The following is a 13,034-nucleotide window of genomic DNA, read 5'->3' on the forward strand; positions in this document are numbered from 1 at the left end:
AGCGGCACGCTTATCGGCATGTTCCACAGCCTTCGCGTCCAGAAGGACACAAAGACGTGAAAATTCAGCGATGTAGAAAAATGAAGGAGCCGAACGACCCGCCGCAACCCGTTGTGGCTGCTTCCTTCCGGACCTGACCAAGTTGGCGGACGCAAACGCCCGTCCGACTCCCGGAGCGCCCTATGGCGATGGTTTGACGGGAATGCAAGCAGTTAGAACGACGTCGCCCCGGACATGGGCCGGGGCGATGGACGATCAGCGGAAGTTGTCGGCGTAAGCCTGGATCTTGAGGCGGCGCGGCGGGGTGGTGTGGATCTCGGCCTCGATGCCGTACTTGTCGGCATAGGCCTTGGCCTCTTCCGAAGTCGGGAAGCGCAGGATGACCTGCTGCTGCGTGTCGCCCGAGCCGGCCCAACCCATAAGGGGATCGGGCTTCTTCGCCTCCGACGGTGTGAACTCGAGGGTCCACTGGTCGAGCAGCGCCTTGCCGGACTGCATGGCGTTCTTCGGGCGTTGATAAATGCGTGCGCTCATGAGCCAGCGCTTTGCCTCCGAATCGCTGCCGAAATCAAGCGCGAATCACGCCTTGCGACTTGCTTCGAAGGCATTGCGCGTCTTGAGGCTAGGGTCTTCGGTCCAAGGTTCATCCGGCCAGCGGTGACGCGGGTAGCGTCCTTTCATGTCGCGCTGCACGTCGCGCCATGATCCCCGCCAGAAGCCGGGCAAGTCGCGCGTGGTCTGGATCGGGCGGCCGGCAGGCGAGGTCAGCTTGAGCAGCAACGGCTGCGAGGGCTGACCAAAGCCGGGGTGCCGGTCGAGCCCGAACAAGGCCTGCACGCGCACTTCCACCGAGGGGCCGCCTTCGTCCTCATAGTCGATCGGGTGCGTCGAACCGGCGGGACTGCGGAACTCGGGGGAGCGAGGCGGTCGAGCGCCTGCTGGTCATCCCAGCTCAGCCGATTGCGCAAGGCCTGCGTCACCGCGCCCCCGTCGAGCTGATCAAGCCGTCGTCCCAGAAGCGGTCCGAGCCATTCCTCAAGGTCCTCCAGCAGCGCCTCTTCCGACAACGCCGCAATCCCCGCATAGCGCGCGCGACGCAGGAAGTTCTGGGCCCCCTTGCCCAGCGGCACCAGGGGCAGGCCCTTGAGGCGGATGCGCTCGATCAGGAAGGCGCGGATCGCTTGCGGGTCTGGCGACGGATCAGGTCCGCTCGCCAGCGTGATCGCGCCGAGGCGACGCTCCAGCCGCGCCTCCACACGGCAGTCGGCCTCGTTCCAGCGCAGCACGGTGCGGCGTTCGATAGCATCGGCAAGCCACGCCTCGACCTCGGCCGTTTCGAGCGAGGCGCCCGAAAGGATGCGCGCGCCCTTGGCTTGCCCCTGCGCGTCACCGATCACCATCCACTCGCGAGCGGCCAGCGGCGAGGCGGGATCGAGCACGTAGCCCCTCCCTCCCGCGCTCAGCCATGTCTCGCCCGAGCCGTCGCGGCGACGCGCCAGCATGTCAGGGCGGCCGAGGGCGAGAAGCACGCCAAAGGGCACCTCTTCCGCGGCACCGGCAGCGACCAGCCCCGCCGCCCGCCGAGCCCAGCCCACCGCGAGCTTGCGCGAAGCCTGCGCGCGGGGCGCGCGGTCGGCATCCCAGCGGGAAAGGCGCTGCGTCAGGTCGTCACTACGACCACCTAGCCCACGCTCCTGCAGGAGCAGCGCGAGTTTCGCCGCCACATCGGCGGCGCCATGTTCGCAGGCGCGCAGGATCATCGCCGCCTGCGGCGGGTCCATCGGCAGGCTGGCGACCTTGCGGCCGAAACCGGTGATGCGCCCCGCTTCGTCGAGCGCGCCCAGGGCGACGAGGCCCTTGCGCGCCGCTTCCAGCGCCGGGGCGGGCGGCGGGTCGAGCCAGGCCATCACTGCGGGATCTCCCGTGCCCCACTGCGCCAGCGCCAGCGTCAGCGGCGCTAGGTCACTGGTCAGCATTTCCGGCGGATCGAACTCGGGCCGCCCGGCATGCGCGGCTTCCTCCCATAGGCGATAGGCGACGCCGGGCTGCTGACGGGCGGCGCGGCCTGCACGCTGGGCGGCCGAGGCCCGGCTTGCCCGGTGCGTGACGAGGCGGGTGACGCCCGCTGCCTTGTCGAACTCGGCACGGCGCGAGAGGCCCGCGTCCACCACCACCGAAACGCCGTCGAGCGTCAGCGAAGTCTCCGCGATCGCGGTCGCCAGCACTACCCGGCGGCGGCCTTCGGGATCGCGCCGGATCGCCGCGCGCTGGGCGGCGGGTTCGCACTGGCCATGAAGCGGTAGAACCAGCGCAGAGGGCAGCTTCTGCGCCAGCCCCTCGGTCACTCGCTCGATCTCGCGAACGCCGGGGAGGAAGGCCAGCACATCGCCATCGGCGTCGCGCCAGGCGGTGAGGACAGCCGATGTGACCGCGTCCTCGATCCGCCTGTCCGGCGCGTGCCCGAGCCAGCGCAGGTCGAGCGGCCAGGCTTTGCCCGCGCTCTCGATCACCGGAGTGCCCTCCCCCAGCAGCCGGGCGAAGCGGGTCCCATCGATGGTAGCGGACATGACGACCACCCGCAGGTCCTCGCGCAGTACGGCGCGGCTTTCGATCGCCAGCGCCAGGCCGAGGTCGCTGTCGAGATGGCGCTCATGCGCCTCGTCGAACAGCACGGCGGACACGCCGGGAAGCTCCGGGTCCGAGAGGATCGTCGAGACGAAGATCGCCTCCGTCATCACCACCACACGCGTGCGGGCCGAGCGCTTGACATCGAGACGGGTGACGTAGCCGATGGTCTCGCCTGCCGCCTCGCCCAGCTGCCCGGCCATACGCTCGGCGGCGGCCCGCGCGGCGACACGGCGCGGCGAGAGCAGGATCACGGTGCCCTTGCACCATTCCTCGCCCAGCAGGGTCGGCGCGAGCGCGGTCGTCTTGCCTGCACCGGGCGAAGCGATGAGCACGGCGCCCGTCCCGGCGCGCAAGGCGGCCAGGAGATCAGGCAGGACGGCATGGATCGGCAAGGTGCTCACAGACGCGCCCTTAGAGCATTATTGCCATGCGTAAAATCACCGGATCGGTTGTGATACGGGATCATTTCGCCCGACATGTGCACTTTTCATAAAGACTTGGATAGTATCAGAGACCGCTTGCGAGCCCCCGTTCTCGAATTGCAGACGCGCACACCATGAACGTTGCCGGTCAGTATCCCCTTCGCGTCGCGCAGTATCTGCGCCTGCGAGAGCACATACCACCGCTCTATGGACTGCTTTCGATCAACGCTGCCGTTCTGGCCTTCACCCATCGCCATCTTGCTCCGCCCCTGCTGGTCTACACCATCCCAGGCATCCTGATCACGGCGTGCGTTCTGCGCATGATCCTCTGGACCCGCCCCGTCAGGCCTTCGGATCTGGAACTCGAAGCGGTCGACCGGCGACTGCGCCGCACGCATGCCTTCGCCGTGATTTTCTCGATGGCGTTCGTCGCCTGGTCGCTGACGCTGGACCAGTATGGCGGACCCTACGAGCATGGCCACGTCGCCGTCTTCGTCTCGGTGACCGTACTGGGCTGCGTGTTCTGCCTCAATTTCCTGCCGCGCGCGGCGCTTGCGGTCTGCGTCACGGTTCTGGGCACTTTCCTCACTTATTCGCTGATCACGGGCGGCGAAGTGCTGATCGCCATCGCCGCCAACATTACCCTCGTGGCCATCGGCATTCTCAAGATCCTGGGTGATTCCTACCATTCCTTCGTTGATCTCGAGGCATCCCAGCGCGCTCTTACCATAGAGCGCCAACAGGCACAGGCGCTCGGCGAGGAGAACGCCCGCCTCGCCCAGACCGACGCGCTGACCGGAATGCCCAACCGTCGCTTCTTCTTCACGACGCTCGAGGGGCTGCTGGAGCACGCCGGGCCCGAGGACCGCTTCAGCGTCGGGCTCATCGACCTCGACCGTTTCAAGCCGATCAACGATACTCATGGCCACGCCCACGGCGACCGGCTGCTGCAGATCATCGGCGCTCGGATGAACGCCGCTTGCCCCGCCGACGCCATCGTCGCCCGGCTCGGCGGCGACGAGTTTGGGCTGATCGTCATGAGTGGCCCGCCCGAAGCCGAGCGCGTCGCCAACGACTTGTGCCGCGCCATCCGCGAACCCGCGCGCATCGGCGATATCCTGGTCTCGGTCGGCTGTTCAGCTGGCCTCGCGGTGTATCCGGAGACCGCCGCCAGTGCCAACCTGCTGTTCGACCGCGCCGACTTCGCGCTCTATCACGCAAAGAACCACAAGCGCGGCCAGTGCGTGCTGTTCTCGCAGGAACTGGAAAGACTGATACGCAGCGAGCAATCGCTGGACGCTGCGCTGCAGTTGGCTGACCTCGAAAGCGAGTTGTCACTCAACTACCAACCGATCGTCGCAACCGACGACCTCGACACCATCGGCGTCGAATGCCTTGCCCGCTGGCACTCGCCGCGACTGGGCCACATCGCGCCCGAACTGTTGATCGCCTCGGCGGAGCGCGTAGGCCGCGCTCGCGAAGTCACTCTGACTCTCTTCGGCAAAGCACTCGATGCCTTGGCGCGGCTGCCGGCGGGCTTGCGCCTGTCGTTCAACCTGTCGGGCAACGACATCTGCAACCCGCAGACGATCGATGCCCTGCTCCAGCGCGTCGCGGCCTCCGCCTGCGATCCGCGCCGCGTGCTGATCGAGATCACCGAATCCTCGCTGATCTCGGAGTTCGCCATCGCCAGCGCCGCTCTCGAAAGGCTGCGACAGACCGGAATGCGTATCGCCCTCGACGATTTCGGCACGGGATATTCCAGTTTGTCGTCGCTCCACCAGTTGCCGCTCGACATGGTCAAGATCGACCGCAGCTTCGCGGTAAGGCTGGACGAGGCCTCGGGCCGTCGCCTGATCACGGCTATCCGCCACCTCGCCCGCTCGCTTTCGCTGGAATGCGTGATCGAAGGTATCGAGACAGAGAACCAGCTCGTAAGCGCACGGCTGGCAGGTTTCTCATTGGCGCAAGGCTATTTCATCGCACGGCCCATGACGCTGGAGAGGGTGCTGGATCGCCTCGCCCAGCCGGGCAGCGCGCGCTGGAATGCCGTCGCCGGGTAAGGATCAGGTCGGGCGGCGCACGCCGTAATCGATGCGGATGCGGACCCATTCGCCGACTTGCGGCTTACCGTTGATGCGCGGCGGGATCACCTGGAACTGCCACGCCGCATTGAGCACCGCGCGCCCATAGCCGGAACCGCGTGGCGATCTGCCGAGGATCTGGCAGTTCTCGACGTGATAGTGATCGATCGTCTGGCAGGCGACCATGCCCCAGCCCTCGGGCGGAGCATTGGCGGGCATGTAGCCGCCGAGCTGCGCATCGGTGGGCCTGCGGAACCAGTCTGCATTATAGAGCGTGGCGCCGCCCGGCCCTCGCCGGGGCCATACGTGGAGCCACTGTTGCCGCCGCCCGAGGGGCTACCGCTGCCCGAACTCTTCATGCCGCCGATGTCCGCCGCCGCCATGTCCGACTTAGAGAGCTTGAGGAAGCTGAAGGCAGGCTTCTCGGCCGTCTGGGTCGGCTTCTCGATCGGCTGTACCGGAGTCTCGACCGCGACCTTGGGCTGTTCGACCTGATCCTTCTCGACCTTTTCCGCCTTCTTGGCGGGTTCGGGAGACTTAGCGCCGGTATCCGCATCCTCACCCTCGATGTTGAAGGTGACGGGGTTCTTCGCCTTCTCGCGCAGAGGGGCCACCGCCGTTTGATAGATCGCGATCAGCAAGGCGATCACGATGATCGCCGCCGACAGCAGTGAGGAGATCAGGCGTTGGCGAGGCGAACCGGATTGGTATCCGCCCCTGTCGGCGTAGGAGGGCATGGCGCGCCTCATTAAGCGAGCCGTGCTCGCGCTGCAATTACGGCTTTGTTGCAGAGTGTCGCAATCTCTGTGGACTGTGGCTCCGGCGCCCGTCCGGAGGAGCGAGCCTCAGCTCAATACCGCCGCGCGACGGCGAACTCCACCGCCTCGGCCATGGCGTTGCGTGCCTCGCCCGCCGGGAAGCCTGCAATCGCGTCGATCGCGCGCTGGGCGTAGAGCCGTGCCCGTTCGCGGGTCGCCTCGACGCAGCCATGGCGGTTGATCAGTTCGACCGCATGAGCGAGGTCTTCGTCCTCGGTGCGGAAACCGGCGATGGCGTCCTCCCAGAACTTGCGCTCCTCGGCATTGCCGCGCGCGTAGGCGAGGATCACCGGCAGGGTCATCTTGCCCTCGCGGAAATCGTCGCCCTTGTCCTTGCCCGATTCGGTCACTTCCGAATCGTAGTCGATCGCATCGTCCACCAGCTGGAAGGCGATGCCGAGGTTACGGCCATAGGCGTCGAGCGCCATTTCCTCCGCCTCGCTCTTTTCCGCGACGAGCGCGGAAATGCGGGTGGCGGCGGCAAAGAGCGCGGCGGTCTTGGAGCCGATGATCTGGAGGTAATGGTCCTCGCTCGTCTCGATCCGGCGCTGCGCGGTCAACTGGTCGACCTCGCCGGCAGCGATGATCGAACTGGCCTTGGAAAAGACCCGCAGAACCTTGAGGCTGCCGTCCTCGACCATCAGTTCGAAGGCGCGGGTGAACAGGAAGTCGCCCACCAGCACTGTCGCCGGATTGCCGAACACGATGTTCGCGGCAGCCTTGCCCCGGCGCATGTCCGAACCGTCGACGACGTCGTCGTGAAGCAGCGTGGCGGTGTGGAGGAATTCCACGGCGGCGGCCAGCTTGTGGTGGCGGTTGCCCTGGTAGCCGCACAGCTCAGCAGCCGCGACCATCAGCATCGGGCGCATGCGCTTGCCGCCGCCCGAGATCAAGTGCCCGGCAAGGGCCGGAATAAGGGGAATCTCACTCTGCATGCGGTCGAGAATGACGGCATTGACGCTGTTCATGCCGGACGCGGTAAGCGCCAGCATGGGAGCCAGGGAGGGTTGCTGCCTGCGCGTCTGCAGGGGGACGATATCTGCGCTCATCGCTGCGCGCTTTGGGCTCAAGGCGACCGCAACGCAAGTGCAAACGGTATCAACCGTGGCCGTAACCGGATTGGCAGAAGTGGGAAACCCGTGCTAGCGGGCGCTGCGATGACTCAGCAGACTTCCTCGACCGTCGGCACCGTCGACCCCGTCCTCGCGGGCTTTCGTTCCAGCATCGACAACATCGATGCCGCGCTGATCCACATGCTCGCCGAGCGTTTCCGGATCACCAAGGCCGTGGGCGAATACAAGGCGAAGACCGACCTTCCCGCCTCCGATCCCGGCCGCGAGGAGCGCCAGATCGCCCGCCTGCGCAAGCTGGCCGAGGACGCGCATCTCGACCCCGATTTCGGCGAGAAGTTCATCCGCTTCGTGATCGACGAAGTGATCCGTCACCACGAGCGGGCAAAGAACGAGGGCTGAGTTCCTCCTCGAGCAAGCTCGGGGAGGAATTACCGGCTTACTCTTCCACCAGACCCTGCAGGCGCGCCATCAGCGTCTGGATGCGCGTCGCCGCCTCGGTGAAGGTCGCGACGTCATCGCGGTTGCCGTTGCCGCGCGCTTCCTTGGCCGATTCGAGGTAACCCTCGAGATCGACTTCCAGTGCGTCGACCAGCATTTCGATCTCGTCCGAAGTCAGCGGGACGTTGATGGGCTTGCTCATGAATGCTCCTGAATTGGCTATGCGGCGCAGATAGCCGCCCTGCCCGCGACCGCAAGCCGTGACAGGAGCGGTTACCCCGAAAAATGTGCCGGGAAACGTCTTACGCCCCAGTCCGCGGCAGCTTCAGTTTCACCAGCAGCCCGCCCAGATCCTCGCTCTCGTCTAGTTCGACGGTGCCGCCGTAGATCTCCACCACATCGCGCACGATCGCAAGCCCCAGGCCGGTGCCGGGCTTTCCGGTATCGAGCCGCGCGCCGCGATCGAAGATACGGGTGCGCTCGGCCTCGGGGATGCCCATGCCGTCGTCCTCGATCCAGATTTCGCAGAACCGCTCGTTCTTCGCCGCATCGACGGTGACGAAGACGCTGCCGCCGCCGTACTTGGCCGCATTCTCGATCAGGTTGCCGAGCATTTCCTCGAGGTCCTGCTTCTCCATCGCCACGATGGCGTCGTGGTTACCGTCGAGATCGAGGCGGGTCTGGTCGTAGAGCCGCTCGACCGCGCGCATCACCGCCTCGAGGCTCGGCCAGACTTCGGCACGCGACTGGCCGACGGCGCGGCGGCCGACGGCGCGGGCGCGGGCAAGGTGATGATCGACCTGACGGCGCATCACCGCCGCCTCGCGAATCACGGTGTCGGCAAGGTCGGGCGCCTGCGCGGTTGCGGCGTTCATCACCACCGTCAGCGGCGTCTTGAGGGCATGGGCGAGGTTGCCCGCATGGGTGCGCGCCTCCTCCGCCTGCCGCTCGGTATGGGCGAGCAGCGCGTTCAACTCGTTCACCAGCGGCTCGACCTCACGCGGGAGCGGATCGTTGACGCGGCTGGAGCCGGTGGTGCGCAGCTTCTGGATCGCGCGGCGCACATGGCGAAGCGGAAACAGGCCGTACCATGTCTGCATCCCCGCCATCAGCAGCAGGCCGACGCCGAGTGCGACGAAGCTGTAGACCAGGATCGAGCGGATCATCTTGATCTGGTCGTCGAGGTCCTTGCGGCTGGCCGCGACGGTGAACATCCACTTGGCATCGCTGCCCGGAAGGATGATCGAGCGCTCCATCACGCGAAGCGGCTCGCCCTCGAACTGGAAGCTATCGTAGACGTGGGTTTCTGCGTCGAAGTGGCCGTCCGGCACGTTCAGGCTGCGGTCCCACAGCGAACGCGAGGGAAAATCCTCGTGCCCCTTGGCGCGAATTTGCCAGTAGAGGCCGGAATTGGGTTCGAGGAACCGCTGGTCGCCCAAGGGACGCAGGAAGAAAACCTCGCCGTCCTGCGAAATCTCGGCCGAGCCGATCATGCCGGTCAGCATATAGCCCAGCTGTTCGTCGAAGTTTCGCGTGACGATGCCGGTGACGGTGTGGTCGAGCGCCAGTCCACCCGCGAGCAGGAGGAAAGAGATCCACCCCGCCGCGATCAGCATCATGCGCCGCGCGAGCGAGCCGGTACTACCGGCCCGCTTCACGGGCGCCTGAGATGGGGCGGCGTCAGCCGCGGCCGGGTTCGGCGGGATCGTCGAGACTGTATCCAAGGCCGCGGATCGTCGTGATGACATCGGCACCCAGCTTCTTGCGGATGCGCGTGACGAAGACCTCGATCGTGTTCGAATCGCGGTCGAAATCCTGATCGTAGATGTGCTCGATCAGTTCGGTGCGGCTGACCACCTTGCCCTTGTGGTGCATCAGGTAGGACAGCAGCTTGTATTCCTGCGCGGTCAGCTTGACCGGCTCGCCAGACAGCGTGACGCGGCCCGAGCGGGTGTCGAGGCGCACCGGCCCCGCCGTCAACTCGCTGGAGGTATTGCCCGAGGCGCGGCGGATCAGCGCGCGCAGGCGGGCGATCAGCTCCTCGGTCTGGAACGGCTTGGCCAGATAGTCGTCGGCGCCGGCATCGAGGCCCGCGACCTTGTCCGACCAGCTGTCGCGCGCGGTCAGCACCAGCACCGGGAAGGTGCGGCCCTCGCGGCGCCACATGCCCAGCACGGTCAGTCCGTCGATCTCGGGCAGGCCGAGGTCGAGGATCACCGCGTCGTAGTCTTCGGTAGAGCCGAGGAAATGCCCATCCTCGCCATCGGCGGAGAGGTCCACGGCATAGCCGTTCTGCTCCAGCGTGGTCTTGAGCTGGTTGCCCAGGGTGGGCTCATCCTCGACGATCAGGATGCGCAATGTACCGTCCTCCTAACATGAACGAGGTTGAGATGGGCCGAAAGGGTGAAACGGTCAAGCAACAGGGCGTCGCTAAGTTCCCGGCCCGTTCCCGTACGAGCGCTCTAGCGCGACTGGCCGATGATGCGCCCCGTCCGGGCATCCACATCGACGAAATATACCTTCCCGTTCTTGATGAACTTGAGGCGATAGGTCATCGCCGCCGGGTCGTACTCCGGCCCGATGTACTGCATTCCCGACATGCGGGGCAGTACTTCGCGCTCGATCTCGCGCGGGGGCAGCACGTTGCCGGCGCGGCGCTCGCGCCGCAGTTCGCCCTGCTCGCCGCCGGAAGCATGCGCCACCGGAACAATCAGAGCGGGAAGCACGGCCAGCGCCGCAAGGAGGGTCGAAATCCTTTTCATCACGGCTTCGGTGCCTAAAGTTGAAGGCTTGAACAAGTCCTGAATGTGGCGGGAAGGTGGCAGACAGGTTTCCGGTGTGGCCGATGGGCAACGCAAACCTGATCCTCCCTGTCGCGCAGCGATGGGGAGGTGGCAGCCCGCAGGGCTGACGGAGGGGTCGCGTATTCCCCTCCACCACCGACTGCGTCGGCCGTCCCCCTCCCCATCGCTGCGCGACAGGGAGGATTTGCGGCCCTTCCCTTCCCCGCCGCTCCCCTGTAGGGCGCGGCCCATGGCACTCGCACCGATCCTCAGCTGGGAAAACCTCGGCCTCGTCCAGGGCAATGGCTGGCTCTTTCAGGGCCTCGACATCAACGTGGGACCGCGCGACCGGCTGGCGCTGATCGGCCGCAACGGCGCCGGCAAGACCACGCTGCTCAAGCTGCTGGCGGGCATCGTCGATGCCGACAAGGGCACCCGCTCGGTGCAGCCCGGCACGCGCGTCGTCACGCTGGAGCAGGACCCGTTCTTCACCGGCTACGACACCCTGCTCGACTTCGCGATCCACGGCGATGATGCGCCTGCCCGGCACGAAGTCGAGGCGATCGCCGACCAGCTCGGCATCGACCTCTCGCGCGAAGCCGCCAGCGCATCGGGCGGTGAACGCCGCCGCGCCGCGCTGTGCCGTGCGCTGGCGATGGAGCCCGACCTGCTGCTGCTCGACGAGCCGACCAACCACCTCGACCTCGCCGCGATCGACTGGCTGGAATCGTGGCTGCAGCGCTACAACGGCGCCTTCGTGGTCATCAGCCACGACCGCACCTTCCTCACCCGCCTGACCAACGCGACGCTGTGGCTCGACCGCGGCGGCCTGCGCCGCAAGGACATCGGCTTCGGCGGCTACGAGGCGTGGGAAGAGGAAGTCTACGCCGAGGAAGCGCGCGCCGCGCAGAAGCTCGACGCCAAGCTCAAGATCGAGGCGCACTGGCTGGAACGCGGCGTCACCGCGCGCCGCAAGCGCAACCAGGGTCGTCTGGCCAAGCTGTGGGAAATGCGCGCCACCCGCGCCGCGATGGTCGGCCCGCAGGGCGCGGCCAAGCTGGAAGTCGTCGCCAACGACAGCAAGACCAAGTCGGTGATCGTCGCCGACAAGGTGACCAAGGCCTTCGGAGACCGCACGGTCATCAAGGACTTCTCCCTGCGTATCCAGCGCGGCGATCGCATCGGCATCGTCGGCGCCAACGGTTCGGGCAAGACCACGCTGCTCAAGCTGCTGATGGGCGAGATGCAGCCCGATTCCGGCACGATCACGCAGGCCGCCAGCATGGAGCCCACGGTGATCGACCAGCAGCGCAGCCGCATGAACCCGGAAATGCGCATCCGCGACGTGCTGGCCGAAGGCAGCGACTGGATCGACGTACGCGGGGTGCGCAAGCACATCCAAGGCTATCTCAAGGACTTCCTGTTCGATCCGGGTCTGGTCGAGGCCAAGGTCGGCACCCTCTCGGGCGGCGAGCGTTCGCGCCTGCTGTTCGCGCGCGAATTCGCCACCACCTCCAGCCTGCTGGTGCTCGACGAGCCGACCAACGATCTCGATCTGGAAACGCTCGATCTGCTGCAGGAAGTGATCTCGGACTACGACGGCACCGTGCTGATCGTCAGCCACGACCGTGACTTCCTCGACCGAACAGTGAACATCACGCTGGGCCTCGACGGCTCGGGCCACATCGACGTGATCGCGGGCGGCTATGCCGACTGGGAGGCCAAGCGCCGCGAGCGTACCGTGGGCGCGGCAAAGAAGGCCAAGGCGGAAACCGCAGCCGCCGCGCCGCAGATGCCCGCGAAGAAGGCCAAGCTCTCGTACAAGGACCAGCGCGACTACGAACTGCTGCCCAAGCGGATCGAGGAACTGGAGGGCCTGATCGCGCGCGACGAGACGGCACTGTCCGACCCGGCGCTCTACACGCACGACCCGAAGAAGTTCGCCGCGCTGACCGACGCCATCGCCAAGGCGCGGACCGAGAAGGACAACGCCGAGGAGCGCTGGCTGGAACTGGCTGAGCAGGTCGAGAGCTGAGGCCCTTGTTCTGCCCTCGTTCGTCATTGCGAGCGCAGCGAAGCAATCCAGGGCGGTTTACGCCACTCTGGATTGCTTCGCTGCGCTCGCAATGACGAAGTATCTGATGCCGTCTTGCCAAGACCCGCCAATCGGCCGATAGCCCTCTCAAACCAAATCGGTTACAGAGGCTCCGCATGATAAACCGCATCCGCGACATCCGCCGCCAGAAGAACATGACGCTGGCCGACGTGGCGCTGGCCTGCGATCCGCCGACCACCGCGCAGACCATCGGTCGCCTCGAAACCGGCATGCGCAACCTGTCGCTGGTATGGATGAACCGCATCGCCGCCGCGCTGCAGGTGGAGCCGGAAACGCTTCTGCGCTCCGAAGGCGCCGAGCCCGCCCGCCTCGTCGCCACGCTGGGCACCAAGGGCGCCGAGGCCCTGAAGAAGCCGGTCGATGCCGTGCTGCCCAACGATCTCTCCGCCGATGCGCCATGGGTCGTGGTTTCAGTGGACGCCGCCGTCGGCGAATACCGCGAGGGCGACCAGCTGTGGCTGCGCCAGCACCGTCCGGAAGAGGCCACCGACCTGCTCAACCGCGACGTCCTCGCGCCCATGCAGGGCGGACGCTTCGCGTTCGGTCGGCTTACCGAGGGTAGTGCACAGGCCGTCACCCTCCTGCCGCCCGCCGCTGGCAAAAGCCCGGTCGCGGTGGAACAACCCGCCTGGCTCGCGGTTGCCGAAATGCTGGTCCGCAAGCTCTGATCCG

The 13,034-nt window shown here is 66.4% G+C and carries 13 protein-coding genes and 1 other RNA gene; 4 read left to right on the forward strand and 10 right to left on the reverse strand.

Translation table 11 applies throughout. From position 1 onward, the window contains the following. Positions 1-78 precede the first annotated feature (78 nt). From ffs to hrpB, 4 genes are all read right to left on the reverse strand, one after another. Positions 79-175, reverse strand: an RNA gene (gene ffs / locus KZO24_RS09045) — signal recognition particle sRNA small type. Between the two features lie 80 nt (positions 176-255). Beyond that, a complete protein-coding gene (locus KZO24_RS09050) occupies positions 256-534 on the reverse strand; it encodes an ETC complex I subunit (protein WP_271181646.1) in 279 nt (92 codons plus the stop codon). Between the two features lie 45 nt (positions 535-579). Then, positions 580-879: an ATP-dependent helicase C-terminal domain-containing protein gene (locus tag KZO24_RS09055; protein WP_486487162.1), complete on the reverse strand. Its 300-nt coding sequence runs from the start codon at positions 877-879 to the stop codon at positions 580-582. Next, positions 765-3,029: an ATP-dependent helicase HrpB gene (gene hrpB / locus KZO24_RS09060; protein WP_486486089.1), complete on the reverse strand. Its 2,265-nt coding sequence runs from the start codon at positions 3,027-3,029 to the stop codon at positions 765-767. Before hrpB ends, KZO24_RS09055 begins: the two co-directional genes overlap by 115 nt. 155 nt (positions 3,030-3,184) lie before the next feature. Here hrpB and KZO24_RS09065 point away from each other — a divergent pair, with 155 nt between their 5' ends. After that, positions 3,185-5,113, forward strand: a complete 1,929-nt coding sequence (locus KZO24_RS09065; protein ID WP_271181648.1) for a putative bifunctional diguanylate cyclase/phosphodiesterase — start codon at positions 3,185-3,187, stop codon at positions 5,111-5,113. 86 nt (positions 5,114-5,199) lie between these two features. On the opposite strand, the gene KZO24_RS09070 is transcribed toward KZO24_RS09065, so the two are convergent. After that, complete coding sequence (locus tag KZO24_RS09070; protein ID WP_486486090.1) at positions 5,200-5,871, reverse strand: hypothetical protein; 672 nt, start codon at positions 5,869-5,871, stop codon at positions 5,200-5,202. Between the two features lie 113 nt (positions 5,872-5,984). After that, on the reverse strand, positions 5,985-7,001 hold the full coding sequence (locus KZO24_RS09075) for a polyprenyl synthetase family protein (protein WP_271181650.1): 1,017 nt from the start codon (positions 6,999-7,001) through the stop codon (positions 5,985-5,987). Positions 7,002-7,109: 108 nt separating this feature from the next. On the opposite strand from KZO24_RS09075, the gene KZO24_RS09080 reads away from it, so the two are divergent. After that, positions 7,110-7,424 (forward strand): chorismate mutase, encoded by a 315-nt coding sequence (locus KZO24_RS09080; RefSeq protein ID WP_008832035.1) that lies wholly within the window; start codon positions 7,110-7,112, stop codon positions 7,422-7,424. 37 nt (positions 7,425-7,461) lie between these two features. On the opposite strand, the gene KZO24_RS09085 is transcribed toward KZO24_RS09080, so the two are convergent. The 4 genes from KZO24_RS09085 to KZO24_RS09100 form a co-directional block, all read right to left on the reverse strand. Further along, positions 7,462-7,665, reverse strand: a complete 204-nt coding sequence (locus KZO24_RS09085) for a hypothetical protein (protein WP_008832034.1) — start codon at positions 7,663-7,665, stop codon at positions 7,462-7,464. A gap of 100 nt (positions 7,666-7,765) precedes the next feature. Beyond that, entirely contained in the window at positions 7,766-9,082 is a 1,317-nt protein-coding gene (locus KZO24_RS09090; protein ID WP_231958208.1) for a sensor histidine kinase, read from the reverse strand. A gap of 61 nt (positions 9,083-9,143) precedes the next feature. Next, complete coding sequence (locus KZO24_RS09095) at positions 9,144-9,821, reverse strand: response regulator transcription factor (protein WP_008832032.1); 678 nt, start codon at positions 9,819-9,821, stop codon at positions 9,144-9,146. 104 nt (positions 9,822-9,925) lie between these two features. Then, positions 9,926-10,225: a PepSY domain-containing protein gene (locus tag KZO24_RS09100; protein WP_008832031.1), complete on the reverse strand. Its 300-nt coding sequence runs from the start codon at positions 10,223-10,225 to the stop codon at positions 9,926-9,928. A 271-nt stretch (positions 10,226-10,496) separates the two neighbouring features. On the opposite strand from KZO24_RS09100, the gene KZO24_RS09105 reads away from it, so the two are divergent. Then, complete coding sequence (locus KZO24_RS09105; RefSeq protein ID WP_271181651.1) at positions 10,497-12,281, forward strand: ABC-F family ATP-binding cassette domain-containing protein; 1,785 nt, start codon at positions 10,497-10,499, stop codon at positions 12,279-12,281. A 176-nt stretch (positions 12,282-12,457) separates the two neighbouring features. After that, positions 12,458-13,030, forward strand: a complete 573-nt coding sequence (locus tag KZO24_RS09110) for a helix-turn-helix domain-containing protein (RefSeq protein WP_271181652.1) — start codon at positions 12,458-12,460, stop codon at positions 13,028-13,030. Positions 13,031-13,034: the final 4 nt, after the last annotated feature.

This window comes from Novosphingobium sp. NFX11 (assembly GCF_057376415.1).

Bases quoted from the DNA above. Each gene is read 5' to 3' on its own strand.
- KZO24_RS09050 (WP_271181646.1), bottom strand. From the start codon at position 534: ATGAGCGCACGCATTTATCAACGCCCGAAGAACGCCATGCAGTCCGGC.
- KZO24_RS09065 (WP_271181648.1), top strand. From the start codon at position 3,185: ATGAACGTTGCCGGTCAGTATCCCCTTCGCGTCGCGCAGTATCTGCGC.
- KZO24_RS09070 (WP_486486090.1), bottom strand. From the start codon at position 5,871: ATGCCCTCCTACGCCGACAGGGGCGGATACCAATCCGGTTCGCCTCGC.
- KZO24_RS09075 (WP_271181650.1), bottom strand. From the start codon at position 7,001: ATGAGCGCAGATATCGTCCCCCTGCAGACGCGCAGGCAGCAACCCTCC.
- KZO24_RS09080 (WP_008832035.1), top strand. From the start codon at position 7,110: ATGACTCAGCAGACTTCCTCGACCGTCGGCACCGTCGACCCCGTCCTC.
- KZO24_RS09085 (WP_008832034.1), bottom strand. From the start codon at position 7,665: ATGAGCAAGCCCATCAACGTCCCGCTGACTTCGGACGAGATCGAAATG.
- KZO24_RS09090 (WP_231958208.1), bottom strand. From the start codon at position 9,082: ATGATGCTGATCGCGGCGGGGTGGATCTCTTTCCTCCTGCTCGCGGGT.
- KZO24_RS09100 (WP_008832031.1), bottom strand. From the start codon at position 10,225: ATGAAAAGGATTTCGACCCTCCTTGCGGCGCTGGCCGTGCTTCCCGCT.
- KZO24_RS09105 (WP_271181651.1), top strand. From the start codon at position 10,497: ATGGCACTCGCACCGATCCTCAGCTGGGAAAACCTCGGCCTCGTCCAG.
- KZO24_RS09110 (WP_271181652.1), top strand. From the start codon at position 12,458: ATGATAAACCGCATCCGCGACATCCGCCGCCAGAAGAACATGACGCTG.